Annotated in this window: 28 protein-coding genes; 19 read left to right on the top strand and 9 right to left on the bottom strand. The window is 56.7% G+C overall.

Going from position 1 to position 25827, the window contains the following annotated elements:
• The first annotated feature begins 136 nt into the window (after window positions 1–136).
• Together E6C51_RS10325 and ppa are read left to right on the top strand one after the other, a co-directional pair.
• Complete coding sequence (locus E6C51_RS10325; RefSeq protein WP_146934440.1) at window positions 137–646, top strand: GNAT family N-acetyltransferase; 510 nt, start codon at window positions 137–139, stop codon at window positions 644–646.
• 125 nt (window positions 647–771) lie between these two features.
• Window positions 772–1299, top strand: a complete 528-nt coding sequence (gene ppa / locus E6C51_RS10320) for an inorganic diphosphatase (protein WP_146934443.1) — start codon at window positions 772–774, stop codon at window positions 1297–1299.
• Between the two features lie 2 nt (window positions 1300–1301).
• Here the strand turns inward: ppa and E6C51_RS10315 are convergent, their stop codons facing one another.
• Complete coding sequence (locus E6C51_RS10315; protein WP_190235884.1) at window positions 1302–1613, bottom strand: DUF167 domain-containing protein; 312 nt, start codon at window positions 1611–1613, stop codon at window positions 1302–1304.
• A complete protein-coding gene (locus E6C51_RS10310) occupies window positions 1610–1903 on the bottom strand; it encodes a YggT family protein (RefSeq protein WP_146934925.1) in 294 nt (97 codons plus the stop codon). Before E6C51_RS10310 ends, E6C51_RS10315 begins: the two co-directional genes overlap by 4 nt.
• Window positions 1904–2152: 249 nt before the next feature.
• On the opposite strand from E6C51_RS10310, the gene E6C51_RS10305 reads away from it, so the two are divergent.
• Entirely contained in the window at window positions 2153–3391 is a 1239-nt protein-coding gene (locus E6C51_RS10305) for an MFS transporter (RefSeq protein ID WP_146934449.1), read from the top strand.
• Between the two features lie 23 nt (window positions 3392–3414).
• Here the strand turns inward: E6C51_RS10305 and E6C51_RS10300 are convergent, their stop codons facing one another.
• The 6 genes from E6C51_RS10300 to hemC all read right to left on the bottom strand — a co-directional run bounded on the left by E6C51_RS10300 (window position 3415) and on the right by hemC (window position 9407).
• Window positions 3415–4176: a glutamine amidotransferase gene (locus tag E6C51_RS10300; RefSeq protein ID WP_190235883.1), complete on the bottom strand. Its 762-nt coding sequence runs from the start codon at window positions 4174–4176 to the stop codon at window positions 3415–3417.
• Window positions 4166–4657, bottom strand: a complete 492-nt coding sequence (locus tag E6C51_RS10295; RefSeq protein ID WP_146934455.1) for a tellurite resistance TerB family protein — start codon at window positions 4655–4657, stop codon at window positions 4166–4168. The genes E6C51_RS10300 and E6C51_RS10295 overlap by 11 nt, the downstream gene beginning before the upstream one ends.
• A 10-nt stretch (window positions 4658–4667) precedes the next feature.
• Window positions 4668–6269, bottom strand: a complete 1602-nt coding sequence (locus E6C51_RS10290) for a heme biosynthesis protein HemY (RefSeq protein WP_190235882.1) — start codon at window positions 6267–6269, stop codon at window positions 4668–4670.
• Window positions 6270–6280: 11 nt separating this feature from the next.
• Window positions 6281–7663: a COG4223 family protein gene (locus E6C51_RS10285; protein WP_190235881.1), complete on the bottom strand. Its 1383-nt coding sequence runs from the start codon at window positions 7661–7663 to the stop codon at window positions 6281–6283.
• Window positions 7664–7757: 94 nt separating this feature from the next.
• Complete coding sequence (locus E6C51_RS10280) at window positions 7758–8474, bottom strand: uroporphyrinogen-III synthase (RefSeq protein WP_190235880.1); 717 nt, start codon at window positions 8472–8474, stop codon at window positions 7758–7760.
• Between the two features lie 3 nt (window positions 8475–8477).
• On the bottom strand, window positions 8478–9407 hold the full coding sequence (gene hemC, locus E6C51_RS10275; protein ID WP_190235879.1) for a hydroxymethylbilane synthase: 930 nt from the start codon (window positions 9405–9407) through the stop codon (window positions 8478–8480).
• A gap of 85 nt (window positions 9408–9492) precedes the next feature.
• Between hemC and tsaD the strand changes: the two genes are divergently transcribed.
• From tsaD to E6C51_RS10250, 5 genes are read left to right on the top strand one after another with little or no spacing between them, the layout of a single operon-like run.
• Window positions 9493–10590: a tRNA (adenosine(37)-N6)-threonylcarbamoyltransferase complex transferase subunit TsaD gene (tsaD, locus tag E6C51_RS10270; RefSeq protein ID WP_190235878.1), complete on the top strand. Its 1098-nt coding sequence runs from the start codon at window positions 9493–9495 to the stop codon at window positions 10588–10590.
• A gap of 9 nt (window positions 10591–10599) precedes the next feature.
• Window positions 10600–11580 carry an NAD(P)H-dependent glycerol-3-phosphate dehydrogenase gene (locus E6C51_RS10265; RefSeq protein ID WP_190235877.1) on the top strand — a complete coding sequence of 327 codons (981 nt, stop codon included), beginning with the start codon at window positions 10600–10602 and terminating at the stop codon, window positions 11578–11580.
• Window positions 11581–11599: 19 nt separating this feature from the next.
• Complete coding sequence (locus E6C51_RS10260; protein ID WP_146934475.1) at window positions 11600–11893, top strand: YciI-like protein; 294 nt, start codon at window positions 11600–11602, stop codon at window positions 11891–11893.
• Between the two features lie 7 nt (window positions 11894–11900).
• Window positions 11901–12329, top strand: a complete 429-nt coding sequence (locus E6C51_RS10255; protein WP_190235876.1) for an EVE domain-containing protein — start codon at window positions 11901–11903, stop codon at window positions 12327–12329.
• Between the two features lie 8 nt (window positions 12330–12337).
• Window positions 12338–12982 carry a class I SAM-dependent methyltransferase gene (locus tag E6C51_RS10250; RefSeq protein ID WP_190235875.1) on the top strand — a complete coding sequence of 215 codons (645 nt, stop codon included), beginning with the start codon at window positions 12338–12340 and terminating at the stop codon, window positions 12980–12982.
• Here E6C51_RS10250 and E6C51_RS10245 read toward each other — a convergent pair.
• Complete coding sequence (locus E6C51_RS10245; RefSeq protein ID WP_190235874.1) at window positions 12977–13255, bottom strand: hypothetical protein; 279 nt, start codon at window positions 13253–13255, stop codon at window positions 12977–12979. The two genes, E6C51_RS10250 and E6C51_RS10245, sit on opposite strands and share 6 nt — an antisense overlap.
• A 364-nt stretch (window positions 13256–13619) precedes the next feature.
• Here E6C51_RS10245 and sdhC point away from each other — a divergent pair, with 364 nt between their 5' ends.
• The 11 genes from sdhC to E6C51_RS10190 all read left to right on the top strand — a co-directional run bounded on the left by sdhC (window position 13620) and on the right by E6C51_RS10190 (window position 25823).
• Window positions 13620–14012, top strand: a complete 393-nt coding sequence (gene sdhC, locus E6C51_RS10240; protein ID WP_190235873.1) for a succinate dehydrogenase, cytochrome b556 subunit — start codon at window positions 13620–13622, stop codon at window positions 14010–14012.
• Between the two features lie 11 nt (window positions 14013–14023).
• Window positions 14024–14404, top strand: a complete 381-nt coding sequence (sdhD, locus tag E6C51_RS10235; RefSeq protein WP_146934489.1) for a succinate dehydrogenase, hydrophobic membrane anchor protein — start codon at window positions 14024–14026, stop codon at window positions 14402–14404.
• A gap of 6 nt (window positions 14405–14410) precedes the next feature.
• Window positions 14411–16267, top strand: a complete 1857-nt coding sequence (sdhA, locus tag E6C51_RS10230) for a succinate dehydrogenase flavoprotein subunit (protein WP_190235872.1) — start codon at window positions 14411–14413, stop codon at window positions 16265–16267.
• Window positions 16268–16282: 15 nt separating this feature from the next.
• The gene (locus E6C51_RS10225) at window positions 16283–17062 is read left to right on the top strand and encodes a succinate dehydrogenase iron-sulfur subunit (RefSeq protein ID WP_190235871.1); all 780 of its coding nucleotides are present in this window, start codon (window positions 16283–16285) and stop codon (window positions 17060–17062) included.
• Between the two features lie 186 nt (window positions 17063–17248).
• Window positions 17249–17764, top strand: coding sequence for a protease inhibitor Inh/omp19 family protein (locus tag E6C51_RS10220; RefSeq protein WP_146934498.1), 516 nt, complete (start codon window positions 17249–17251; stop codon window positions 17762–17764).
• Between the two features lie 75 nt (window positions 17765–17839).
• Entirely contained in the window at window positions 17840–19003 is a 1164-nt protein-coding gene (gene zapE, locus E6C51_RS10215; RefSeq protein ID WP_190235870.1) for a cell division protein ZapE, read from the top strand.
• Window positions 19004–19184: 181 nt separating this feature from the next.
• Window positions 19185–20147, top strand: a complete 963-nt coding sequence (gene mdh, locus E6C51_RS10210) for a malate dehydrogenase (RefSeq protein ID WP_190235869.1) — start codon at window positions 19185–19187, stop codon at window positions 20145–20147.
• Between the two features lie 30 nt (window positions 20148–20177).
• Entirely contained in the window at window positions 20178–21374 is a 1197-nt protein-coding gene (gene sucC / locus E6C51_RS10205; protein ID WP_190235868.1) for an ADP-forming succinate--CoA ligase subunit beta, read from the top strand.
• Between the two features lie 4 nt (window positions 21375–21378).
• Window positions 21379–21759, top strand: a complete 381-nt coding sequence (locus tag E6C51_RS10200; RefSeq protein WP_190235867.1) for a hypothetical protein — start codon at window positions 21379–21381, stop codon at window positions 21757–21759.
• Window positions 21759–22661 carry a succinate--CoA ligase subunit alpha gene (gene sucD / locus E6C51_RS10195; protein WP_190235866.1) on the top strand — a complete coding sequence of 301 codons (903 nt, stop codon included), beginning with the start codon at window positions 21759–21761 and terminating at the stop codon, window positions 22659–22661. Before E6C51_RS10200 ends, sucD begins: the two co-directional genes overlap by 1 nt.
• Before the next feature lie 168 nt (window positions 22662–22829).
• Window positions 22830–25823 (top strand): 2-oxoglutarate dehydrogenase E1 component, encoded by a 2994-nt coding sequence (locus E6C51_RS10190; RefSeq protein WP_190235865.1) that lies wholly within the window; start codon window positions 22830–22832, stop codon window positions 25821–25823.
• Window positions 25824–25827: the final 4 nt, after the last annotated feature.

Here is a 25827-nt window from a genome sequence, read left to right as displayed (position 1 = left end):
TCTCAAGCTGGCTGCGATGATTCTTTTTGGCCGAATCGCTTTAATGGAATTCATGCAGAAAATTTGAAATCGGGGATGGCGTGTCCGTCTCCCTGTTACGGCGGCCTTATTGCACCGGCTCAACCAGAGTGGCGTTATGAAAACGTTGTCCATTGACGTGCGTCCGGCGGCTCCGGGCGATGCAGTCGCACTTTCCGATGTGCATCGGCAGGCGTGGCAATATTGCTACTCCGGTGTGATACCGCATAAGCCGCTGTCTCGAATGATGGAGCGGCGGGATGCGAATTGGTGGCGCAAAGCCACCAATGGACCCGCAACTGTTCTCGTTGTTGATATTGGCGATACCATTGCAGGCTACGCCACGCTGGGCCTCAATCGAGCCCAGGCATTGCCCTATGACGGCGAGATCTACGAGATCTATATGCGGCCTGAATATCAGGGGGTTGGCCTTGGTTATGCGCTGTTTAACGAAAGCCGCCGCGCGCTAAAATCCTTTGGTTATCAGGGATTGGTGGCCTGGTGTCTGGAAGACAGCGATTCTGCGGTCAGCTTTTTTCGCTCCAATGGCGGTGTCGATCTGGTGGAAGGGACCGAGGATTTCGACCACGTCAGCTTGAAGAAGCTTGGTTTTGTCTGGCAACGCTGACGTCAGCATCCAGCTCTCGGTTGCCTCGGTGCATGCTTTCTTGGCTATGCTTCTCACGGCCAGTTGATTTGCCACCAGAAACCCTTTACGACACCGGGGATTTTAACAATCCCATGGGGTTAGATATGCGTATTGATGCAATCTCTATCGGCAAGAACCCACCTGATGACATCAATGTTATCGTTGAGGTGCCAGTTGGTGGCCAGCCGATCAAGTATGAGATGGATAAGGAAGCCGGCACGCTGATCGTTGACCGCTTTCTCTACACTCCAATGCATTATCCGGGCAATTATGGCTTTGTGCCGCACACATTGTGCGAAGACGGTGACCCGATTGACGTGTTGATCTGCAACACGCGCCCGCTGGTTCCTGGCTGCGTCATCAATGTGCGCCCGATCGGCGTTATGCTGATGGAAGACGATGGCGGCAAGGACGAAAAGATCATTGCTGTGCCTGTGCAGAAGCTCACCCGTCGTTATGACAAGGTCCACAACTACACCGACCTGCCAGAGATCACGCTGAAGCAGATTCAGCACTTCTTTGAGCATTACAAGGATCTGGAACCCGGCAAGTGGGTCAAGATTGGTGACTGGATGGACGTGGACGTGGCCAAGCAGCTGATCGTTGATTCCATCGAGCGCGCCAAGAAATAATATCAGGCCGTCAGCTTTTCGAGCCTGACTTTCAAATCCTCCGGGTCGCCATCGATCCGGAGGATTTTTTGTCTGGCGGTATCGCCAGAGACAAGCGTGATGGTGGATTTGGCAATGCCGATCCGCTTGGCCAGAAAGGCAATCAACGCCTTGTTGGCTTTACCCTTTTCCGGCACATCGCTGACGCGCACTTTCAAATGCGCCTCCCCATTGCCGTTCAGTTCCACGCCATCCACATCGTCGCGCCCGCCATTGGGCGTGAGCCGAATGGCGAGGCGAATGTGATCGTCGAAAGTGCGGTAAGGCAGGGTCACATCAACAGCATGGGGGCGAGCGTGCTCCACATCAGCTGACGGACAAAATAGATGATCAGCAGCAGAATGATTGGCGAAATATCAATGCCGCCAAGATCAGGCATGATGCGGCGGATAGGACGCAGAGCTGGTTCGGTTACATTGTAGAGGAACAGGCCTATCTGATTGACAAACCGGTTGCTGGAATTGATGACGTTAAAAGCGTAGAGCCAGGAATAGATCGCGCTGGCAATCAGAATCCAGGTGTAAAGGTCAAGGGCCAGGTCAATCGTTTTCAGCAGGGCCAGCATGGCAGTCTCCATTTGCGTGTTATCCGCAGATGTAGCTATTGAGACCGGATCGGGCAAGTGTTGCCTTGCCAGCTGCGTTGATTCATGTTTAACGCAAGTATGATGACGCGCCAGATCCCCATGACAGCAAATCTTTGTGCGCCATGTATGGCGCACAAAGATTTGCTGTAGCACTTTATATCTACGGCATAATTCTTTAGACCGAGTCCGGTTTAAAGAATTATGCCGTGGCCGGAGAAATTGACTGCTATGTCCGTATTGCAACAGGCTGACCGTTTCGCAGCATTCAGGCATGCTGCCTATGCGAAGTTTTTCATGGCGCGGTTTTTGGCGGCTTTCGCCATTCAAATTGTCAGCGTTTCTGTTGGCTGGCAGATGTATGAAGTGACCGGCAACGCGCTCTATCTTGGCTTGATTGGTCTGGTGCAATTTTTGCCCGCCCTTTTGCTGGTGCTGGTCACAGGCACGGTTGCGGATCATTTCAATCGCCGGGTCATTGTCGCGATATGCCTGGGTGTTAGCGCTGTCTGCGTCGGCGCACTGCTGGTTTTGACCATCAACAATGCGTTTGCGCCGATTCCGGTGCTGTTGATCATGACAATTTTTGGCATTGAGCGGGCCTTCATGGGGCCTGCGGTGTCATCTCTGGCCCCCAATCTGGTGCCGGAGAAAGATCTGGCCAATTCCTTTGCCTGGAATGCATCGTCCTGGCAGACAGCCTCCATTCTGGGCCCGGTTGCCGGTGGCTTGCTCTACGGTGTTGGTGCCAATGTTGCGTATGGTGTCGCGCTGGTGTTTATGGCGGCTGGCACTGTGTTTATTCTGCTGGTGCCCAAGCCAGCCCAAAGAACCAATAATGAGCCCAAGACCCTGACCTATCTGCTGGCGGGGTTCAAGTTCATCCGCCACGAAAAAGTGGTACTGGGTGCGATCTCGCTTGATCTGTTCGCGGTGCTGCTGGGCGGTGCTGTGGCGTTGATGCCGGTCTATGCCTCGGATATTTTAACCATGGGGCCGTTTGGGCTTGGCATCTTGCGCTCGGCTCCCGGCGTCGGTGCCATTTTGATGGCAACCTTGCTGGCAACCTTTCCAATCCGTCACCGCGCCGGCCTGCTGATGTTCTTGGGGGTTGCCATTTTCGGTATTGCCACGGTGGTTTTTGGCGTCTCGAAAGTCTGGTGGATTTCGGCGATTGCGCTGGCCGTGATGGGCGCTGGTGATATGATTTCGGTTTATGTCCGCGAAACCCTGCTGGCGCTGTGGACTCCGGACGCGGTGCGTGGCCGGGTCAATGCCGTGAATTCGGTGTTTGTCGGAGCGTCCAATGAGCTGGGCGAGTTTCGCGCTGGCACCATGGCCCATTTGATCGGGCCAGTTGCCGCCGTTGTGGTGGGCGGTGTTGGCACTTTGGCGGTATCCGTGATTTGGGCGCTGGCATTTCCAAAATTGCGCACCATTGACACGCTGGAAAATCCCGACCTCAAATAGAGATTCTTGTTTATGCATCGGATTTATCCGAAAACCGGTTCCCACTTTTCGGTCCGATGCTGTAACACCTCATCCTTGAAAACAAGATCAAGGAAGTCGGAGAGCCATGCTTTCAGGGGCGCGTCAAACATCATCCGCCCCTCCAGATGGTCCCGGCCTTTTTGGGCATTGGGCATGGTAAAGCGCGATGCCCCATGCACCACCCAGCGCTGCATCATGGCGCGGGTCAATTCGGCGTGAAACTGCACCCCGAATGCCTTTTCGCCATAGCGAATGGCCTGATTGGGATAGGTGTCGGACGTGGCCAGCAAGGTTGCGCCATGGGGTAAATCAAAACCCTCGCGGTGAAAATGGTAAACCATCTTCGGCCACTTCATCAAAAGCCTGCCGTGCTGCGTCGGCTCGATCGGATACCAGCCAATCTCCACCAGTTCTTTCGCATGGGCCTGCACTCTGCCACCCAAATGGCGCACCAGCATTTGCGCGCCAAGGCAGATGCCGAGATAGGGACGGTTTTCCTTGAGCGGCACGGAAATCCAGTCGATCTCATGCTTGACGAAATGTTCGGGATCATTGGCGCTCATTGGTCCGCCAAACACCACAACGCCGCTGTGGTTATCCAGGGTTTCGGGCAGGCGATCGCCAAGCGCCGGGCGGCGAATATCGAGCGGAAACCCTTTTTCCAGCAGCATTTGCCCCACGCGGCCCGCACTGGAACGCTCCTGATGCAGAACGATCAGAACAGGCCGCCGCCCTGACAGCCGCCCAACGGGATCAGGGGGCATCACTATCTCCGGCCATATCGCCAGATTGCCCGGCCCGTGCTGCCGCATTTTGCCGCGAGATGATGCGGTCGCGATCGGACACCGCCAGTAGATCGGCAATGCGCCACAGGATGTGGTCTTCCATCTCATTGCGCACGCCATCGGCATAAACAATGTCCCACAGCACACCCACCAGTTCCAGCCGCTGGTCACTATCCAGTCGGCGTTTCAGCTCGGATGTGAAGTGGTAAAAATCAACCGCTTCATTTTCCGCCCGCTTTCCGGCCGCCAGAAGCGCCTCCAGCTTGCTGTTATCCAGCGGGTAATGGTCTTTCACACTTTTGCGCAAAACCTTGCGTTCGGCCTCGCTGATGGTGCCATCGGCTTCCATCACCTGAAAGCAAAGCGCCACAATCAGCACCCTGGTGTCATCCATGGCAAACTCACCGCTTTGCGATGTGTTCACAAGGGTTTGAATAAAGGCGTTCAGCCTTTCCAGCATGGTATGTCCTTCACAAGATATTCATTCGGGCTTTTTCGTCGGCAGTGTTGCCGGGCTTGCGCACGCCGGGGTCATCTGGCGGGCGACCAAAGAACGGCTCGGGAGGCACATCTTTGGCCCCATTTGCATTTTTAGTCGCAGGCGTGGTGGGCAGAGGTTTTGGCGTGACAACCTTCACGCTTTCCTGCTTCTCCGTGGTTTGTCCGGCAGCCGGCGGCGATTTTACCTGATCTGGCTTCATCTGATCTGCTTTGGCTAACGCCGGAAGTTCGGCAAGTGCTGCGGCTCCACTCACCACGGTGCCGTCCTCAATCGATCCTGACACTTGTGCGTAGGGCACTTTCCACTCAAACGCATCAAGCTTGCCGGTGATCGGCGAATAGGGCAGCCATTTTTCCGACACCTGACCCTCTGCCACCCAGGCTGGATCGCGCGGTGCTTTCAGGGCTTGCGCCATCCAGTAGCGAATGCGGGCCTGATCGCCGGTTTCAGCATCTTCAATGTCCGCCAGCAGCAAAAACACCCGCTCGCTTGAGCGCATGCGGGCGCTAGCTTCGGCTTTGGCGCGCGCCTTGGTGAAATCATGCGCTTCCAGCGCCATTTCTGCGACAATCATCAGGGATTCGACATTGTTGGGCTTGAGATGTTCAAGCCGTTCGGCCCGTTTCAGCCGGTCCATGGCCCCGTCGCCGCTGCGGGCGCGCACGTAGACCCGTGCAATGTCGGGGTGCGGTTCAAGCTTCCATGCGCTTTCCAGCACGGAACCGGCTTTGCGCAAATTGTCTTCGCGCAGCAGGGCGCGGGCGGCGGTGGTTGCTGCTGGCACCAGATCCTTGGCAAGCTTCAAGGCGTTCATGGCATTTTCGCGGGCAAGAGCCGGGTCACCATCCAAAAGATCCATGGCTTTGGCAGTAAGCAGCACGGCCTTCATGCGGTCAGCCTCGCTGCGGCTGCTCACACCGGCCACGCGCTGGCGGTCGAGCAGCAAAATGGCCTCATCCCAATTGCTGGTCTGACAGCGGTGTTCCAGCGTTGCTGTGGCTGCCCAGGGCAGATAGGGGGCTTCTTCTGCGGCTCTTTCGGCATATTGCCGCGCCGCCTCATGGGCTCCAAGCCGGGTTGCCTCGAGATAGAGACCACGAAGGCCAAGCTCGCGGGTTTCCGGATCAGCAACCATTTGCTCATAGATGCGCCGGGCATGGTCGTGCTTGCCTTCGATGATTGCTGTTTGCGCTTCCAGCATCATGATCAAAGGCTCCTGATCGGCCCGAATCAGCCCGCGCGCGCGCGAACTCATCCGATGGGCCAATTGCGCATTGCCAGCACCGGCGGCAATGAGGCCGGTTGAAAGGGCCTGATAGCCACGATCGCGCTTGCGGGCCCGAAAATAGCGGCGAACAGAATGGGGAGAGGTCCAGATGGTGCGGATCAGCCACCATGCGATCATCACCACGGCAACAAGCGCCACGATGATGGTGGCGGCCGCCGTCAGGCTCATTTCGATCAACTGGCCCTGCCAGACGATCTGCAATTCACCGGGCCGGTCAGCCAGCCACGAAAAACCAAAACCAAGGGCGAGGATCAGAAGAACATAAACAATAATACGGATCATGCTGTTTCTCCTCAGCCTTGCCGCCCGGCAACCGAGCGCGCCAGCGCATCGGACACCTGAGCTTCTACAGCAATGCGGGCATCAAGGGCCTTTTTGAAGGAGGCGGAAACGTTTCGGCCCACCTCCGGCAGGGTTTCCCACTCGGCGGCCGCGCCCTTGAGATCGCCATTGCGAATCTTGTCTTCAATGCGGGCGACAATAGCCGATGGGCTATCACCCGCAACATTGCCCACCGGGCGCACCTTGATGATCGACATGGCGCTGGCCATCAATCGCTCACCAATATTGGCGCTTTCAGCCGGTTGGTTGATGGCAGACAAAATGCTATCGGCCACCGGGCCAAAACGCTGCAACAGCTCGGCCCGTGATGCCGTGCCGGTGGCAGCATACGGCTCAAGGGCTTTGACGGCCGGATCTTCCGGCGCAATGCTGCCCAGCGTGCGCAATTCGGCCAAGAAGGGTCCACCGCGATCCGCTGCCGTTTTGAGCGCCGATGCGGCAATGGCGCGGGCAACCTCTATATCGTCGCGCGGCTTGTCGAGCTTGGTCTGAATGGCGGTGAGCTTGTCAGAGAGATCGGTCTGGCCGCTGGTCAGGCTCTGAATGCGGCCTGTGACATCTGATTTCAGCTGGTCAATGGTTTGCTCGGTGCTGGCCAGCTTGGTTTGAAGTTCAGCTATCGCGGCCGGATCAACGGTCTCGGCAGGATTTTGCTGAGCACTTTCCAACTGGGCGAGACGTGCTTCCAAAGCCGATGTATCAGCGGCAGGCTGGCCTTTGGCCACTGTCTGTTTCAGGCTCTCCACCTCTGCGCTCAGGGCCGCGACCTTGTCACTGTTGCCCGATCCCATTGCAGGCAGAAGGCCAGCATATTGAATGCTGCCAGCGGCAATGAGGGCAATCAAGCCCCCGGCAATGCCTGCGGCCAGCAGGCTGGATGTGTTGGTGGTGGCGGCAGGGGCGGCTGGTGTCGCTTGCTCTTCCTCTGGCTTTGGCGCATGGGCGGAAAAGGCGGAGGTGCTGTTGCTGCGCTCCGTGCTTTCCTCGGTCACCGTCTCAGAGCTTTTTGTCTCGGCAGCGGGGTGTGCCTCATTGTCTGAAACGGACTTGGCTTCGTCCTCCGTGGCGCGTTTTTCGGCCGATGGTTCTGGCTCTGAAGTGGGCGGTTCTGGCGTGGCCGCTGGTTCCGCCTCCATCTTTTGTGGCTCGGATGGCGGCACAGGTGGTTCTGTTGCGGGTTCCTTGGTGGTTTCTGCGGAGGTCCCCAGCTCTTCAGGCACCTCTTCAGGCGGCTTTTCATCCGGCTTGCCTGGCGCAACCTCCGTTGCCTTCAGGTCGATGATAACCGGCTCTTCGGTCGTTTTCGAACGGCGTGGGGGCTTTCCCGAAACCATGGCAACCTCGCTTTCAATCTCTATTGGGTTGAAGTTAGTCAGGGATGAGCCGGAAGGGAAGGGGGAGGCGCGATTTTGCCGATATACCTTTGGCTCAAATCAAAGAGAGCAAGCTTTCCTCGTCTGGATGAAGGGCAGCAAAAAGCCGGGTGTTGAAAGGAGGTGTCATGTGATCCGCAACGTTCTGGCTCAGACATAAAAAGCGCGCGGAAGCAAAAAGTTCCAGTGTGCTGGCATTGAAAGGCAGGGCACAAAACCGCTTTGCGGTCTCGGCAGAGTAAAGCAGCACCGCATCAACCGGTTTATCGTCCAGATGTCTCGCAATATCATGCACTTGGTAGGCAATCGTTCCCATGCGATAGATCTCGCAGATGCGATAGGCCATGCCGAGTGCGTCCAGCGCGCGCTCCAGCGTTTTGGCGCGCGGATAACCGGCCAGATAGAGGAGAGGTGCGTTATCCGTCTGATGCTGCGTATGAAGCAGGCTTGCTAGCGCCGCACCATCACCATTGGCTGCGCGCACATTTTCAAAGCCCAACACGCCAGCCGCCTTTGCCGTCGCTGATCCCACCGCAAATACGGGGGTGGAAAAGTGAGGGTGTAATTTGTCTTTGATCGCCGCCAGCGCTGCGATGGCTTCAGTGCTGGTGACAATCAGCGCCGAATGGGGTTGGCTCAGCGCTTTGAGCGCATTTTCCGGGGCATGAACAGGTTTGGCAAGCGGCAGCATTGCTGCCTCAAAACCCAAGCCAAGAAGGCGTTTGGCCGTTTTTTGCCCCGCCCTCTCTGCTCGCGTCACCAAAACCCGCATGTTTTACGTCCATCCCTCAAAAAAGCCCGGTCCGGCCTTGGCGCGAACCTTTTCGCCAGCCTCCCAGCCCAACTTTAAGCCGTCTTCGCAGCGGCCTTCTGCTTCCACCGAATGGGAAACCTGCCCATCCGGCGTCAAGATGGTGCCGGTGAAGCGAATGTTTTCGCCATCGGACAGGGCATAACCGGCAATCGGTGTACGACAGGAGCCATCCAGTGCAGACAGAAAGGCACGTTCGCATGAAACCGCGTCAAAAGTCGGGCGATGATTGAGCGGCTCCAGCAGATCCTGCACGCGGCCATCACCAATGCGGGCTTCAATACAGATGGCCCCTTGGGCAGGTGCCGGTGGAAAGCGCTCGATATCGAGATATTCGGTGATCACATTTTCTTTATCCAGCCGCTTCAAGCCAGCAACGGCCAACAGCGTGGCATCGACCTGACCTTCCGCCAGCTTGCGAAGCCTGCTTTCAACCGCGCCACGATAGGTGATGACCGAAATATCGGGGCGAAGGCGGCGGATCAGCGCCTGACGCCTGAGCGAGGCAGAGCCGATGACAGCCCCATCAGGCATCTCCATCAATGTGGGGGCTGTGCGGCCAATAAAGGCGTCGCGCATGTCTTCGCGCGGCAGATAGGCGGCAATTTCCAGCCCATCGGGCAAGGCCGTTGGCATGTCCTTGGAGGAATGCACGGCAAAGTCCAGCTCGCCACTGCTGAGCTGTTGCTCCAGCTCCAGCGTGAAAAGACCCTTGCCGCCAATCTCAGCCAAGGCCCGATCCGTAATACGGTCGCCGGTGGTGGAGAGCACGACAATTTCGAACATTTCCGGGTCAAGGCCATGGGCAGCCACCAGCCGGTCGCGGGTTTCATGGGCTTGCGCCAAGGCCAAAGGGCTGCCGCGTGTGCCGATACGGAAAGGTTTCGTTTGCATCCAAGGTCATCCATTGTTACCGGAGGGTCTCGTACCCATCTTTCGGTTCTATCGCAATCAACCAAATCGACGCAACTTACAGTCCATGGCAGATTCTCTCAAAATTCTTGGTATTGAAACCAGTTGCGATGAAACCGCAGCCTCCGTTGTTGTGCGCCATGCCGATGGCCGTGGCGAAATCATCTCCGATGTGGTTTTGAGCCAGCTGGACGAGCACAGCGCCTATGGCGGCGTGGTGCCCGAAATTGCTGCCCGCGCCCATGTCGAGGCGCTGGATGTGTTGATTGAAGAAGCGCTGCTGAAAGCGGGGATCACTCTGAATGATGTCGATGCCATTGCCGCCACCTCCGGCCCCGGCCTGATTGGCGGCTTGCTGGTGGGCTTGATGACCGCAAAAGCGCTTGCCAAAGCGGCCCAAAAGCCGCTCTACGCCATCAACCATCTGGAAGGCCATGCGCTGACAGCAAGGCTCACCGACGGCATTCAATTTCCCTACCTGATGCTTTTGGTGTCGGGTGGCCATACCCAATTGGTTCTGGTGCGCGGTGTTAATGACTATGAACGCTGGGGCACGACCATTGATGATGCGCTGGGCGAGGCTTTTGATAAAACGGCAAAGCTGCTTGGCCTGCCTTATCCCGGTGGTCCGGCGGTGGAAAAAGCGGCAGCTCAGGGCAATGAAAAGCGCTTTAATTTCCCGCGTCCGCTGGTGGGTGAGGCACGGCTGGATTTTTCCTTCTCTGGTCTGAAAACGGCGGTGCGCCAAGCGGCAGAGGCGGCAGCGCCGGTGAGTGAGCAGGACATTGCCGATATTTGCGCCTCCTTTCAGCGCGCCATTGCCCGCACCATGGATGATCGCATTGGCCGCGGGCTGGAGCGATTTAATGCTGAATTCCCGAACCCTGTCGAACAACCCGCTTTGATCGTCGCCGGTGGTGTTGCGGCCAACCGGGCTTTGCGGGGGGCTTTGCAGGCCCTGTGCGACAAGCATGGTTTTCGCTTTGTCGCACCGCCCCATCACTTGTGCACCGATAATGCCGCCATGATTGCCTGGGCTGGCCTTGAGCGCATGGCGCTGGGCCTGCCGGCTGATGATCTCACGGTTGCGCCGCGCTCGCGCTGGCCGCTGGACAGCAATGCCCAAGCCATGCTTGGTTCTGGCAAACGCGGCGTGAAGGCGTAAGGTGGCACGATGAACGAGCAACAGCATATTGCGGTGATTGGTGCGGGCGCTTTTGGCACGGCTTTAGCGACTGTGATGGCATTGGACGGGCGCGCAAAGGTCACGCTGATTGGTCGTGATCCCGCCTTGATGGCTGACTTGAAGGCAGATCACCTGCATGATGCCGCCCTGCCGGGGATTTATCTGCCCGATGGGTTGGCATTTTCCGCCGAGCCGGATGCGGTGAGTGACGCTGATATTGTGCTGTTTGCCATGCCATCCCAGGCGCAGGCCGATGCGGCAGCAACCTATGGCCCCTATCTTTCGGCTGATGCGGTTGTGGTAACCTGCGCCAAGGGCATTGATCGGCAAACGGCGCGCCTGTTGAGCGATATTCTGGAAGAGAAATTGCCGCACCATCCGGTGGCCGTACTGTCAGGGCCGGGCTTTGCCATGGATATCGCCCGTGGTCTGCCCACCGCCATGGCGCTCGCCGCCCCCCATGTGGAACTCGCTGAAGTGCTGGCACGGACACTGTCGACACCGACCTTCCGGCTCTATGCCTCTGACGATCGCATTGGCGTGCAACTGGGTGGCGCGCTGAAAAATGTGCTGGCCATTGCCTGCGGCATTGTTGAAGGGCGCGGCCTTGGCGAATCGGCCCGCGCGGCTTTGATTTCGCGTGGCTTGGCTGAAATGTCGCGTCTGGTCACAGCCATGGGCGGCAAGGCCGATACGGTGCGCGGTCTTTCTGGTCTTGGCGATCTGGTGTTGACCGCCACCAGCCACCAATCGCGCAATCTTCGCTATGGTATCGCTCTGGCCAATGGCGAATCCGCTGGAGGCTATCTGGTGGAAGGTGCTTTTGCCGCCGCCGTTTCTGCCCGCCTTGCCGAGGGCCATCAATTGTCCATGCCGATTACTGAGGCCGTGGCCGCGATTATTGAAGGTTCGCTTGATATTGACCGTGCGGTGGACGCACTTATGACCCGCCCGATCACCACTGAATAATCTCTAAAGGAGACCTGCCATGTTGTTTGCCGTAATTTGCGCCGATAAACCAAACCATCTTGATCTTCGCATGGAAACCCGTCCACCGCATGTGGAATGGCTGAACGGCCTGAATGCAGCAGGTGTTTTGAAAATCGGCGGCCCGTTTCTGGATGTTGCTGGCAAGCCTTGCGGCTCGATGCTGCTGATCAAGGCTGATGATCTGGACTCCGCCAAAGCCATTGCTGCTGAAGACCCTTATGCCAAGGCCGGACTGTTCGAATCTGTCGAGATCAAGCCCTACAATTGGGTGTTCAACAATCCCGAGGCGTGAGACGAGCATGGCATTCTGGCTGTTTAAATCCGAACCCTTCAAATTCTCGTGGGAGATGCTCAAGGCCAAAGGGGCCGAGGGTGAGCAATGGGATGGGGTGCGCAATTATCAGGCCCGCAACAATATGCGGGCGATGAAAATCGGCGATAAGGGCTTTTTCTACCACTCCAACGAGGGCTTGGAAGTGGTGGGCGTTGCCGAGGTCTGCGCCCTTGCCCACCCCGACACCACCAGTGATGATCCGCGCTGGGAATGCGTGGATATTCGCGCCGTCTGCGACATGCCCAAGCCGGTGACGCTAAAAGATGTGAAGGCCCATCCCGGCTTGCAGCAGATGTCGCTGGTGACCTCCATGCGGCTATCGGTACAGCCGGTGACGGAAGAGGAATATCTCGAAGTCTGCCGTATGGGTGGGCTTGAAAACCCGCCGCGCTGAGAACGCTCGTGAAGATTGATCCAGAGCGTTTCATTCTCGACAATACCGAGATCATGGCCCCGCCGCACGTGCCGGAAATTCGCCTGCATCTGGCCAGCGAAGTGCATGATCTATGGCTGAAAACCGAGGAAGATCTGGCCGAGATCGGCTTGCCGCCGCCGTTCTGGGCTTTTGCCTGGGCGGGCGGGCAAGGGCTTGCCCGGCATATTCTGGACTATCCCGATCTGGTGGCAGGCAAGCGGGTGGTGGATTTTGCCACCGGCTCGGGATTGGTGGCGATTGCAGCGGCAAAAGCTGGCGCGGCCCATGTGCTGGCGGCGGATATTGATCCTTTTGTCGAGACGGCCTTGCGCTTGAATGCCGCTGAAAACGACGTGACTATCGCCTTTTCTGCCGACAACATTGTCGGACCCGCGCTGGAAGCAGATGTCCTGCTGGCCGGTGACGTGTTCTATGACAAGGGTTTTGCTGACCAGCTTGTACCGTGGTTTTCCGAACTGACGGCAAATGGCGTGCAGGTGATTGTTGGTGATCCGGGCCGCGCCTATTGCCCAAAAGACCGGCTGCAATCTTTGGGCGTCTATCAGGTGCCGGTGACGCGGGTGCTGGAAGACAGCGAGGTGAAAAAAACCACCGTCTGGCAGTTTTTATAGCGCGTCGCGATGAAGACGCAGGATGCACACGCCATTTTGATAGGTGCAGGCCGGATGTTTCACTGTCGTCTGGACATCAATGATTTTGGCTTTGGGGGCCAGTTCTTTGACGGCACTTTGTCTTGATCCGCTGTACCAGGCTGAAGCGCCGATGACATAGTTTCCCGCCGTGGTCCTGATGCTGATCAGCGAGGTGCTTACAGTCTGCTGGATAGGGTACACGCGCTCATTCAAGCCTTCTGCCTGCACCGAGCTTGATAAAATCAGCCCCAAACATCCCAAGATTGCGCAAAATGGGTGTTTTAAGCGGATCAAAGCGCGCAGATGTGGCAAGGGATGTACTCCGACCCAAAACAAAATATGCTTAACAAAGCGTTACTTTGTTTTTTCGCAGAATCAAGAGGACGCGGTCGTGCGAAGCCGTTTCTTAAGGAATTCCCTTTACTTTGCAGCGCATCAGTGGTTCGTCAGAGTGTGGCTTAGTCAATCGATTAAATTGAAAGACGTGTTCAAAAGCGCCTTGTCCTTGATCAATCGGAGGATTAAAGGTCCAATTTGACGCACTGCACTCCATGAAGGAGCGCCCTATATCCCTTCATTCCAAGGATGGAATGCAATTGAACGCCGTGAGGACGAGATGGCGAACGTGACAAAACAACGGCCTTTGTCGCCGCATCTGCAAATTTACAAGCCAATTCCAACCATGATGATGTCGATTGTGCATCGTATCACGGGTGGCGCGCTGTATTTTGGCACCGCGCTGGTTGCCTGGTGGCTGATTGCCGCTTCAGTCGGTGCTGATTATTATGATTGGGTCTCCTGGTTCATGGGAACCTTCATTGGCAAAATCGTGCTGTTCGGCTTCAGCTGGGCGCTGATTCACCACATGCTCGGCGGCCTTCGCCACTTCATGTGGGATCTTGGTTTTGGCTATGAAAAGCATTTCAACACCAAGCTGGCCAAGGCCACGCTCGTCGCCTCCGTTGTCCTGACCGTTCTGGTCTGGATCATCGCTTTGATCATTCGCTGAGGGGTTTTATCATGGATATGCGTACGCCACTCGGCAGGGTTCGCGGTCTCGGTTCGGCCAAGGATGGCACGGAACATTTCTGGCGCCAAAGAATCACGGCGGTTGCCAATGTGCCGCTTCTTCTGTTCTTCATCGGCTTCATGCTCACACACGCTGGCGCGCCTTATGCCGATGTCGTGTCTGCCCTCTCCAATCCTGTGGTCGCGGTGATCATGGGTCTGGTTGTTCTGTCGGGCCTTATTCATATGAAGCTTGGCATGCAGGTCATCATCGAGGATTACATCCACACCGAATGGGTGAAGATTGTACTCCTGATGCTCAATACATTTTTCGTGATCACCACGGGTGCGCTCTGTCTTTTCGCCATCCTCAAGATCGCGTTTGTAGGATAATTCATCATGGCATCGACAAATTCCTCCAAAGACACAGGGCCAACCATCAACGGTCGGTCTTATACCTATGTGGACCACGCCTATGACGTGGTTGTGGTCGGCGCTGGCGGCGCTGGCCTGCGCGCAACGCTTGGCATGGCCGAGCAGGGTTTCAAAACCGCCTGCATCACCAAAGTGTTCCCAACCCGTTCGCACACGGTTGCAGCTCAGGGCGGTATTGCGGCGTCCCTGACCAATATGACGCCGGATTGCTGGCAGTGGCACCTGTATGACACCGTCAAGGGTTCTGACTGGCTCGGCGACGTGGACGCCATGCAATATCTGGCCATGGAAGCGCCCAAGGCGGTTTACGAGCTGGAACATTACGGCGTTCCATTTTCGCGTAACGAAGAAGGCAAGATCTATCAGCGCCCCTTCGGCGGCCACATGCAGAACTATGGCGAAGGCCCGCCAGTGCAGCGCACCTGTGCGGCTGCTGACCGCACCGGCCACGCCATTTTGCACACGCTTTATGGCCAGTCACTCAAGCACAACGCTGAATTCTTCATCGAATATTTCGCGCTTGATCTGATCATGGCGGAAGACGGTCGTTGCACCGGCGTTGTCGCCTGGAATCTTGATGACGGCACTATCCATCGCTTCTCTGCGAAAATGGTGGTACTGGCTACCGGCGGTTATGGCCGTGCCTATTTCTCGGCAACCTCGGCCCACACCTGCACCGGCGACGGCGGCGGCATGATTGCCCGCGCTGGCCTGCCGCTTCAGGACATGGAGTTTGTGCAGTTCCACCCAACCGGCATCTACGGCGCTGGCTGTCTGATTACCGAGGGTGCGCGCGGTGAAGGCGGCTATCTGGTCAATTCCGAGGGTGAGCGCTTCATGGAGCGGTATGCACCATCGGCCAAGGATCTTGCCTCGCGTGACGTTGTGTCTCGCTGCATGACCATGGAAATCCGCGAAGGCCGTGGCGTTGGTAAAAACAAAGACCACATCTTCCTGCATCTTGACCATCTTGATCCGGCCGTTCTGCATGAGCGTCTTCCCGGTATCTCGGAAAGCGCCAAGATTTTCGCAGGCGTTGATGTGACCCGCGAGCCGATTCCGGTTCTGCCAACGGTTCACTACAATATGGGCGGTATTCCGACCAACTATTGGGGTGAAGTGCTGAATGCCGATGCCAACAACCCAGAGCGTATCGCACCCGGCCTGATGGCTGTGGGCGAGGCGGGTTGCGCATCCGTGCATGGTGCAAACCGCCTTGGCTCCAACTCGTTGATCGACTTGGTGGTGTTTGGCCGTGCAGCCGCTATTCGCGCTGCCGAAGTCATTGATCGTGCGTCGCCAATCCCGGCGCTCAACATTGATGCCTGCAACAAGATCATGGAGCGCTTTGACAACATCCGCTTCTCCAATGGCTCGACGCCAACGGCTGTGCTGCGTGACAAGATGCAGCGCGCCATGCAGGAAGACGCTGCCGTGTTCCGCACCCAGGAAGCGCTGGAAAGTGGCTGCCGCCGTATCTCCGCAATCTGGAAAGAGATGCCGGATATCAAGGTAACCGACCGTTCGCTGGTGTGGAATTCCGATCTGGTGGAAACACTTGAGCTGCACAACCTGATGGCCAATGCGATCACCACGGTTTATGGCGCGGAAGCCCGCAAGGAAAGCCGCGGTGCCCACGCCCGTGAAGATTACAAGGACGGTCCATTTGCGGGTCGTGATGACGAAAACTGGCGCAAGCACACGCTGGCATGGGTCAACGAAGCTGGCGATGTGAAGCTGGATTATCGTCCGGTTCACACCGAGCTTCTGGCGGACGGGATCGATCCCAAGAAGATCGAGCCCAAGGCCCGCGTATATTGATGTGAGGATATCGACATGGTTGAACTAACTCTCCCTAAGAATTCTCAGGTCAAGCCCGGCAAGACCTGGCCAAAGCCCGCCGGTGCCCAGAATGTGCGTGAATATCGCATCTATCGCTGGAGCCCGGACGATGCCGAAAATCCCCATATCGACACCTATTATGTCGATATGGATGATTGCGGCCCGATGGTGCTCGACGGTCTGCTGTATATCAAGAACAAGATCGACCCGACCCTGACCTTCCGTCGCTCCTGTCGCGAAGGCATTTGCGGCTCTTGCGCCATGAACATTGATGGTACCAACACGCTGGCCTGCACCAAGGGCATGGATGAGGTGAATGGCACGGTGAAGATCTATCCGCTGCCGCATATGCCGGTGGTCAAGGATCTGGTGCCGGACCTGAGCCATTTCTATGCGCAGCATCGCTCGATTGAGCCTTGGTTGAAGACGGTGTCTCCGACCCCTGCCAAGGAATGGAAGCAAAGCCACGAAGATCGCTTGAAGCTCGACGGTCTGTACGAGTGCATTTTGTGCGCTTGCTGCTCAACCTCCTGCCCAAGCTACTGGTGGAATGGCGACCGTTACCTTGGTCCAGCCGTATTGTTGCAGGCCTATCGCTGGCTGATCGACAGCCGCGACGAAGCCAAGGGCGAGCGCCTGGATAATCTGGAAGATCCTTTCCGTCTTTATCGCTGCCACACAATCATGAACTGTGCGCAGGCCTGTCCGAAGGGCTTGAACCCTGCCAAGGCCATTGGCGAAATCAAGAAAATGATGGTTGAGCGCCGTCTGTAATGTATGGGTGCCGCCGGATCATCCCGGCGGCATTTTTTTGAAAACGGAAGCGGTTGTCGCCGGGCGTCGTCATTGGCTTGATAACGTGGTATCGGGATTGTGCCTTGATTTATGATTGGCCTTGACGCTATTTTGCTCAAATCTAATGGCAATTGCTCAATACAGAAAACCACCGGGAGTATGAGGATGAATCTGAAATTTGCGGCGACAGGTTTTGCGGTCGTGCTTGCATTGGCCGGATGTCAGCGCACATCGAGTGATTATGGTTCTTCCTCCTTGCCGCCCTTGCAGGCGCAGCCGGTATCGCCGGTCACATCGGGTCAATTGCCACCTCCGGGTGCGGCAGGATCGCAATTTCCGGCTCCTCCAGCCAACCAAACGGCTGCCTTGACGCCAAACGCTCCACCTCCAGGCAATGCCATGGATTTCACCAAGGAACAGATGGTTGGCAATTGGCGCGTTTCCAACGCGGGAGCGAGCTGCGATATGTTCCTGACCTTGACCAATCTCGGTGGCGGTTCGCGCGGCGGCACGCGCCGTTGCGTCGGTCCATTGACCACCATGGGTGCCTGGGATGTTGCCAACAAGCAGTTGTTGCTCAAGGACCGCGACGGCAACGTGATTGGCACGCTGTATAAGACGGCTGACAACCAGTTCAGCGGCTCCACCAGCAGCGGTCAGCCGGTTAGCCTGAGCCGCTAACAGGCATTTCCATCGACATTTCTTTTTTTGCCTGCCCAATTCATCGGGCAGGCATACGCTTTTGCGGAGTTCTCCATGCAGCCGATGCCCGATTACACCCTCAGCGTCAGCGAGGCGCTGAAAGCGCGGACAAAATCGGGTGAACTTCTGGCCGATGCCGCACAGATGGAGGTGGCTGGCAAGCTGGATCGCATTCTTGGCGATTTGAAAGAGCGCAAGCCCGCCAGCAAATCCTCGGCACTGGGCTGGATTTTTGCCAAACGCAAGAAGACAAAAGACCCGATCAAGGGGCTGTATGTTTACGGCAGTGTTGGCCGTGGCAAGACCATGCTGATGGACCTGTTCTTCTCCATGGCTCCGATTGAAAAGAAGCGTCGGGCTCATTTTCATGAATTCATGGCCGATGTGCACAATCGCATTTACGCCCATCGTCAGAAATTGAAAAACGGCGAAACCAAGCAGGCGGACCCGGTGCCGCCGGTGGCAGAGCAGCTGGCAGCACAGGCCGAACTGCTGTGCTTTGATGAATTTACCGTGACCGACATTGCTGATGCGATGATTTTGTCGCGCTTGTTTACCGAGCTGTTTGCGCGCGGCTGCATTCTGGTGGCAACCTCCAATGTCGAGCCGAACAATCTCTACCCCGACGGCTTGAACAGAAGCCTCTTCCTGCCCTTTGTCGGGCTGTTGCAGCAATATGTTGAGGTAAGCTCGCTGGATTCACCCACCGATTACCGGATGGAAAAGATTGATCATCTGCCGGTCTATCTTACCCCGGCAGACAGTGCCGCGGATCGGGAGATGGACCGCGCCTGGCGCACTGTTACCCATGGGCGGCCGGAGCAGCACATTGAGATTCCGATGAAGGGTCGCGTGGTGCCTGTGCCGCGCGCAGTGGAGCGGGCGGCGCGCTTCACCTTTGCCCAATTGTGCGAGCAGCCCTTGGGTGCCACTGACTATCTTGCCATTGCGGATCGGTTCGATACGATTTTCATCGATCACATCCCCTTTCTTGGTCCGCAAAAGCGCAATGAAATCAAGCGTTTTATTATTCTGATCGATGCACTCTATGACCACAAAGTGCGCTTGCATGCGTCCGCCGCAGCCCAGCCCGAAGCCCTTTTGACCGAGAAGAAAGGCACAGAAGGTTTCGAGTTTGATCGCACGGCGTCGCGCCTGTTTGAGATGCAGAGCAGTGACTATCTTAACGAAGGTAAATCAGATCTTTCTGAAATGTGAAGATTTCGTGACTATAATACTTACCTTTACGTAAGAATTTTATAGTCTAAACGATTGAAAAATAACATCACATAAATATCGTTTGCGTTTTTTGCTGTGTCGGGCTATGCGATGATCCGCAATGGCTGGCCCTGACCTCTTGGTGCTCGCCTTGGTTTTGGATCTAAAAGGAAGCATTTCAATGGCGCGCAACAAAATCGCACTTATTGGTTCTGGAATGATCGGCGGCACGCTGGCTCATCTGGCTGGCCTCAAGGAACTGGGCGACATCGTCCTGTTCGATATTGCTGACGGTGTACCGCAGGGCAAGGGTCTGGACATCGCGCAGTCCTCTCCTGTTGAAGGTTTTAATGCCAAGCTGACCGGTGCCAGCGACTATTCCGCCATCGAAGGTGCGGACGTTTGCATCGTCACCGCTGGCGTTCCTCGCAAGCCCGGCATGAGCCGCGATGACCTTTTGGGCATCAACCTCAAGGTTATGGAGCAGGTCGGCGCAGGCATCAAGAAATATGCCCCGAACGCTTTTGTCATCTGCATCACCAACCCGCTGGATGCGATGGTCTGGGCTTTGCAGAAGTTCTCCGGTCTGCCAGCCAACAAGGTTGTCGGCATGGCTGGCGTTCTCGACTCGTCTCGCTTCCGCCTGTTTTTGGCTGAAGAATTCAACGTGTCGGTTCAGGATGTCACCGCATTCGTTCTCGGCGGTCACGGCGACACCATGGTGCCTTTGGCCCGTTACTCCACCGTTGCCGGTATTCCATTGACTGATCTGGTCAAGATGGGCTGGTGCACGGCCGAGCGTCTGGAACAGATCATTCAGCGCACCCGCGATGGCGGTGCTGAAATCGTTGGTCTGCTCAAGACTGGTTCTGCCTTCTACGCACCTGCTGCATCGGCAATCGAAATGGCCGAATCCTACCTCAAGGACAAGAAGCGCGTTCTGCCATGCGCTGCTCACCTCACCGGTCAGTATGGCGTCAAGGACATGTATGTTGGTGTTCCGACCGTGATCGGCGCTGGTGGCGTTGAGCGCGTCATCGAAATTCAGCTGGATAAGGACGAAGAAACCGCCTTCCAGAAGTCTGTTGGTGCTGTTGCTGGCCTGTGCGAGGCGTGCATCGCAATCGCTCCGGCTCTCAAGTAATCGCCCCGGCTCAAAAATTAGGACCAGACGATGAATATTCATGAATATCAGGCCAAAGCTCTGCTCAAGGGCTATGGTGCACCGGTTGCGCAGGGCGTGGCCATTCTCTCCGCCGATGAAGCTGAAGCTGCTGCAAAGCAGCTTCCTGGCCCGCTCTATGTGGTCAAGAGCCAGATTCATGCGGGTGGCCGCGGCAAGGGCAAGTTCAAGGAACTCGGCCCCGATGCCAAGGGCGGTGTTCGCCTTGCCAAGTCCATTGAAGAAGTTGTGGCCCATGCCAAAGACATGCTGGGCAACACGCTGGTGACGGCGCAGACTGGCGACGCTGGCAAGCAGGTCAACCGCCTCTACATCGAAGACGGTGCAGATATTGCCCGCGAACTCTATTGCTCGCTGCTGGTTGACCGTTCGGTTGGCCGCGTGGCCTTCGTTGTGTCCACCGAAGGCGGCATGGACATTGAAGCCGTTGCTCACGATACGCCTGAAAAGATTCACACCATTGCCATCGACCCGGAAACCGGCGTGACGGCAGAGGATGTGGCCAAGATTTCGGCTGCTCTGGCGCTGGAAGGTGTGGCCATTGAAGACGCGAAGTCGTTGTTCCCGGCGCTTTACAAGGCCTTCAACGAGAAGGACATGGCGCTTTTGGAAATCAACCCGCTGATCGTGATGGTTGATGGTCACTTGCGCGTTCTCGACGCCAAGGTTTCTTTCGACGGCAATGCGCTGTTCCGTCACGACGACGTGCGGGCGCTGCGCGACGAAACTGAAGAAGACTCCAAGGAAATTGAAGCCTCCAAGTGGGATCTGGCTTACGTGGCTCTTGATGGCAACATCGGCTGCATGGTCAATGGTGCCGGTCTCGCCATGGCGACGATGGACATCATCAAGCTGTACGGCAAAGAGCCTGCAAACTTCTGCGACGTTGGCGGTGGCGCTGGCAAGGAAAAGGTTGCTGCGGCCTTCAAGATCATCACCGCTGACCCGAAGGTTGAGGGCATCCTCGTCAACATCTTCGGCGGTATCATGAAGTGCGACGTGATTGCGGAAGGCGTGATCGCCGCTGTGAAGGAAGTCGGCCTCAAGGTTCCTTTGGTTGTGCGTCTGGAAGGCACCAATGTCGATCTCGGCAAGAAGCTTTTGAACGAATCCGGCCTTGCCATTACGGCGGCTGATGATTTGGACGACGCTGCCAAGAAGATCGTCGCTGCCATCAAGGGTGCGTGAGTCGATGGCTGCTCCATCCAAAACCGTGAAGCGTCAGGCGTTTGGCCCGAATGAGACGGATTTGAACCTGTGCTATTTCGTCTGCTGGGATATCGATTATAGCCCGGAAGACGGCGTTGCTGATCGTTGGGCGCATTTCACCGACCAGGAAGATGCTGCCGCTTACTTCACCGAGAAGTGCAAGGATAGCAGTCTCTTTGTCTGGAAGGGCGAGTTGGGGGTGGCCAAGTCTGATGGTCACTTCGATTGGTTCCGCACACAGTGGTCCAAGAGCCTTGATGCGCATCTGGCAAACAAGCCAGCGAGTGGCATGGGCTATCGTTTTTCCAATGACGCTTTTGAAGCATTTGAACCCCTCGAGTTCGAGGAAGAGGAAGCCGAGTAATGTCGATTCTGATCAATAAGAATACCAAGGTCCTCGTGCAGGGCCTGACCGGTAAGACCGGTACGTTCCACACCGAACAGGCGCTGGCTTACTACGGCACGCAGATGGTCGGCGGTATCCACCCCAAGAAGGGCGGCGAAAACTGGACCGGCTCCAAGGGCGAAACCCTGCCGATCTTCGCAACGGTTGCAGAAGCCAAGGAAAAGACCGGCGCGGATGCAAGCGTGATCTATGTTCCGCCAGCCGGTGCTGCGGATGCGATCATTGAGGCGATTGACGCGGAAATTCCGTTCATCACCTGCATCACCGAAGGCATTCCGGTGATGGACATGGTACGTGTCAAGGCGAAGCTGGAAAAGTCCAAGTCCCGCCTGCTGGGTCCAAACTGCCCCGGCATCCTGACACCGGAAGAGTGCAAGATCGGCATTATGCCGGGCTCGATCTTCCGCAAGGGTTCTGTTGGTATCGTGTCGCGCTCCGGCACCCTGACCTATGAAGCCGTGTTCCAGACCTCGAACGAAGGCCTTGGTCAGACGACTGCTGTCGGCATCGGCGGCGACCCGGTTAAGGGTACTGAATTCATCGACGTGCTGGAAATGTTCCTGGCCGACGAAGCCACGACATCGATCATCATGATCGGCGAAATCGGTGGTTCGGCTGAAGAAGATGCAGCCCAGTTCCTGATCGACGAAGCCAAGAAGGGCCGTAAAAAGCCAATGGCTGGCTTCATCGCAGGCCGTACCGCGCCGAAGGGCCGCACCATGGGCCATGCCGGTGCTGTGGTGTCTGGCGGCAAGGGCGACGCAGAATCCAAGATCGCCGCCATGGAAGCGGCTGGCATCAAGGTTTCGCCGTCTCCAGCGCGTCTTGGTACAACGCTGGTTGAAGTTCTCAAGGGCTGAACCACATAAGGGTAAGGGTAGGCGCGCAACGTTGCGCCTGCCCACTCTGTCTTTAAAGTCCAGTTGAACGTCGTTTCTGACTGGCATACATTCGACAAGCCAAATATTCGGCCGAATATTCGGTTATGACCTCAAGTCGGGAGGCGGGCGCGGGGCCCGCAAGAAACCATGGCAAGGCAAGAAGCCAACGAGCAATTTCAGATCACGTCTTTTCTCGACGGATCGAATGCGATCTACATCGAACAGCTTTATGCGCGTTACGAAGAAGATCCCAATTCGGTATCGTCGGAGTGGCAAGCTTTTTTCAAGGCGCTGGGTGATAATCCAAGCGACGTGAAAAAGGCCGCCAAGGGTGCCTCCTGGCAGCGGAGCAATTGGCCTTTGACACCACGCACCGATCTGGTTTCGGCGTTGGATGGCAATTGGGGTCTGATTGAAAAGGCCATTGAAACCAAGGTCAAGGGTAAGGCGGAAGCAGCGGCAAGCGCTGGCAAGCCGGTTTCTGAAACGGAAGTGTTGCAGGCGACCCGTGATAGCGTTCGCGCCATCATGATGATTCGCGCCTACCGTATGCGCGGCCATTTGCATGCAAAGCTTGACCCGCTCGGCATTGCCGCGCCCGTTGAAGATTACAACGAATTGTCGCCGTCGTCCTATGGTTTCACTGAGGCCGATCTTGATCGCAAGATCTTCATCGATAACGTGCTGGGGCTGGAATACGCCACCGTCCGCGAGATGATCGAGATTCTGGAGCGCACCTATTGCTCGACGCTGGGTGTCGAGTTCATGCATATCTCCAATCCAGAAGAGAAAGCCTGGATTCAGGAACGCATCGAAGGCCCGGATAAAGGCGTTGATTTCACGCTGGAAGGCAAGAAGGCCATTTTGCAAAAGCTGATCGAAGCCGAAGGCTTTGAGCAGTTTATCGACGTAAAATACAAGGGCACCAAGCGTTTTGGTCTCGACGGCGGTGAATCGCTGATCCCGGCGCTGGAGCAGATCATTAAGCGTGGTGGTCAGGAAGGCCTCGAAGAGGTTGTGCTTGGGATGCCGCACCGCGGTCGTCTCAACGTTCTGACCAATGTGATGGGCAAGCCCCATCGCGCTGTGTTCCACGAGTTCAAGGGCGGCTCGTTCAAGCCTGACGAAGTCGAAGGCTCCGGCGACGTGAAGTACCATCTGGGTGCATCGTCTGACCGCGAATTTGATGGCAACAAGGTTCACCTGTCGCTGACCGCCAATCCATCGCACCTGGAAATCGTCAATCCGGTGGTCATGGGTAAAGCCCGTGCCAAGCAGGATCAGCTGGCCAAGGTCTGGGACGGCGACGTGATCCCGCTGAAGGAACGCGCGAAGGTGCTGCCGCTGCTGCTGCATGGTGATGCGGCTTTTGCCGGTCAGGGCGTTGTTGCTGAAATTCTCGGCCTGTCCGGTCTTCGCGGTCACCGCGTCGCCGGCACCATGCATGTGATTGTCAACAACCAGATCGGCTTTACCACCAATCCGGGCTATTCGCGCTCGTCGCCTTATCCATCGGATGTGGCCAAGATGATCGAAGCGCCGATTTTCCACGTCAATGGTGATGATCCTGAAGCGGTTGTGTATGCCGCCAAGGTTGCCACCGAATATCGCATGAAGTTCCACAAGCCTGTGGTTGTAGACATGTTCTGCTACCGCCGCTTTGGCCATAACGAAGGCGATGAGCCTTCCTTCACCCAGCCAAAGATGTACAAGGAAATTCGTTCTCACAAGACGGTTGTTCAGCTCTATGGCGAACGCCTGATCAACGAAGGTTTGATCACTGAGGGCGAACTTGAGAAGATGAAGGCCGATTGGCGCGCCAATCTGGAGCAGGAATTTGATGCCGGTCAGTCCTACAAGCCCAACAAGGCTGACTGGCTGGACGGTGCCTGGTCTGGTATGCGCACCGCTGACAACGCCGATGAGCAGCGCCGCGGCAAGACCGCCGTGCCCATGAAGACCCTCAAGGACATTGGCCGCAAGCTGTCGTCAATTCCAGAAGGCTTCAACGCCCACCGCACCATTCAGCGCTTTATGGACAACCGCGCTCAGATGATTGAGACGGGTGAAGGGATTGACTGGGCCATGGCCGAAGCTTTGGCTTTTGGTTCGACCGTGCTGGATGGCCACAAGATCCGCCTCTCCGGTCAGGATTGCGAGCGCGGCACCTTCTCGCAGCGTCATTCGGTTCTCTACGATCAGGAAACTGAAGAGCGTTACATCCCGCTGGCCAATCTGGCTCCCAATCAGGCACGCTACGAAGTGATCAACTCGATGCTGTCTGAAGAAGCCGTGCTTGGTTTTGAATATGGCTATTCGCTGGCCCGTCCGAACGCCCTGACACTGTGGGAAGCCCAGTTTGGTGACTTCGCCAATGGCGCGCAGGTGGTGTTTGACCAGTTCATCTCGTCTGGTGAGCGCAAGTGGCTGCGTATGTCGGGTCTGGTTTGCCTTCTGCCGCATGGCTATGAAGGTCAGGGTCCAGAGCACTCGTCTGCCCGCCTCGAGCGTTGGTTGCAGATGTGCGCCGAAGACAATATGCAGGTTGCCAACGTGACCACGCCAAGCAACTACTTCCACATCCTGCGCCGTCAGGTAAAGCGCGACTTCCGCAAGCCGCTGATCCTGATGACACCAAAATCCTTGCTGCGTCACAAGCGCGCCACCTCGACATTGGCGGAGATGGCGGGTGAAAGCTCCTTCCACCGTCTGCTGTGGGATGATGCCGAGATGATCAAGGACGGTCCGATCAAGCTGCAGAAGGATGCCAAGATCCGTCGCGTGGTGATGTGCACCGGTAAGGTCTACTATGATCTGCTGGAAGAGCGCGAAAAGCGTGGCATCGACGACATCTACCTGCTGCGTATCGAACAGCTTTATCCGTTCCCGGCCAAGGCGCTGATCAATGAGCTGAGCCGCTTCCGCAATGCGGAGATGGTCTGGTGCCAGGAAGAGCCCAAGAACATGGGTGCCTGGTCGTTTATCGATCCTTATCTGGAATGGGTGCTGGCGCATATTGATGCCAAGTACCAGCGGGTTCGCTACACCGGTCGTCCGGCCGCAGCATCGCCTGCAACGGGCCTGATGTCCAAGCATATTGCCCAGCTTGAAGCCTTCCTTGAGGACGCTCTGGGCGGCTGATGCC

The organism is Gillisella terrae (genome assembly GCF_004801395.1).
GTDB lineage: Bacteria > Pseudomonadota > Alphaproteobacteria > Rhizobiales > Rhizobiaceae > Allorhizobium > Allorhizobium terrae.
This window is presented reverse-complemented; position numbering and strand designations above follow the sequence as displayed.

Bases quoted from the DNA above. Each gene is read 5' to 3' on its own strand.
- E6C51_RS10325 (WP_146934440.1), top strand. From the start codon at position 137: ATGAAAACGTTGTCCATTGACGTGCGTCCGGCGGCTCCGGGCGATGCA.
- ppa (WP_146934443.1), top strand. From the start codon at position 772: ATGCGTATTGATGCAATCTCTATCGGCAAGAACCCACCTGATGACATC.
- E6C51_RS10310 (WP_146934925.1), bottom strand. From the start codon at position 1,903: ATGCTGGCCCTGCTGAAAACGATTGACCTGGCCCTTGACCTTTACACC.
- E6C51_RS10305 (WP_146934449.1), top strand. From the start codon at position 2,153: ATGTCCGTATTGCAACAGGCTGACCGTTTCGCAGCATTCAGGCATGCT.
- E6C51_RS10300 (WP_190235883.1), bottom strand. From the start codon at position 4,176: ATGCCCCCTGATCCCGTTGGGCGGCTGTCAGGGCGGCGGCCTGTTCTG.
- E6C51_RS10295 (WP_146934455.1), bottom strand. From the start codon at position 4,657: ATGCTGGAAAGGCTGAACGCCTTTATTCAAACCCTTGTGAACACATCG.
- E6C51_RS10290 (WP_190235882.1), bottom strand. From the start codon at position 6,269: ATGATCCGTATTATTGTTTATGTTCTTCTGATCCTCGCCCTTGGTTTT.
- E6C51_RS10285 (WP_190235881.1), bottom strand. From the start codon at position 7,663: ATGGTTTCGGGAAAGCCCCCACGCCGTTCGAAAACGACCGAAGAGCCG.
- E6C51_RS10280 (WP_190235880.1), bottom strand. From the start codon at position 8,474: ATGCGGGTTTTGGTGACGCGAGCAGAGAGGGCGGGGCAAAAAACGGCC.
- hemC (WP_190235879.1), bottom strand. From the start codon at position 9,407: ATGCAAACGAAACCTTTCCGTATCGGCACACGCGGCAGCCCTTTGGCC.
- tsaD (WP_190235878.1), top strand. From the start codon at position 9,493: ATGGCAGATTCTCTCAAAATTCTTGGTATTGAAACCAGTTGCGATGAA.
- E6C51_RS10265 (WP_190235877.1), top strand. From the start codon at position 10,600: ATGAACGAGCAACAGCATATTGCGGTGATTGGTGCGGGCGCTTTTGGC.
- E6C51_RS10260 (WP_146934475.1), top strand. From the start codon at position 11,600: ATGTTGTTTGCCGTAATTTGCGCCGATAAACCAAACCATCTTGATCTT.
- E6C51_RS10255 (WP_190235876.1), top strand. From the start codon at position 11,901: ATGGCATTCTGGCTGTTTAAATCCGAACCCTTCAAATTCTCGTGGGAG.
- sdhC (WP_190235873.1), top strand. From the start codon at position 13,620: ATGGCGAACGTGACAAAACAACGGCCTTTGTCGCCGCATCTGCAAATT.
- sdhD (WP_146934489.1), top strand. From the start codon at position 14,024: ATGGATATGCGTACGCCACTCGGCAGGGTTCGCGGTCTCGGTTCGGCC.
- sdhA (WP_190235872.1), top strand. From the start codon at position 14,411: ATGGCATCGACAAATTCCTCCAAAGACACAGGGCCAACCATCAACGGT.
- E6C51_RS10225 (WP_190235871.1), top strand. From the start codon at position 16,283: ATGGTTGAACTAACTCTCCCTAAGAATTCTCAGGTCAAGCCCGGCAAG.
- E6C51_RS10220 (WP_146934498.1), top strand. From the start codon at position 17,249: ATGAATCTGAAATTTGCGGCGACAGGTTTTGCGGTCGTGCTTGCATTG.
- zapE (WP_190235870.1), top strand. From the start codon at position 17,840: ATGCAGCCGATGCCCGATTACACCCTCAGCGTCAGCGAGGCGCTGAAA.
- mdh (WP_190235869.1), top strand. From the start codon at position 19,185: ATGGCGCGCAACAAAATCGCACTTATTGGTTCTGGAATGATCGGCGGC.
- sucC (WP_190235868.1), top strand. From the start codon at position 20,178: ATGAATATTCATGAATATCAGGCCAAAGCTCTGCTCAAGGGCTATGGT.
- E6C51_RS10200 (WP_190235867.1), top strand. From the start codon at position 21,379: ATGGCTGCTCCATCCAAAACCGTGAAGCGTCAGGCGTTTGGCCCGAAT.
- sucD (WP_190235866.1), top strand. From the start codon at position 21,759: ATGTCGATTCTGATCAATAAGAATACCAAGGTCCTCGTGCAGGGCCTG.
- E6C51_RS10190 (WP_190235865.1), top strand. From the start codon at position 22,830: ATGGCAAGGCAAGAAGCCAACGAGCAATTTCAGATCACGTCTTTTCTC.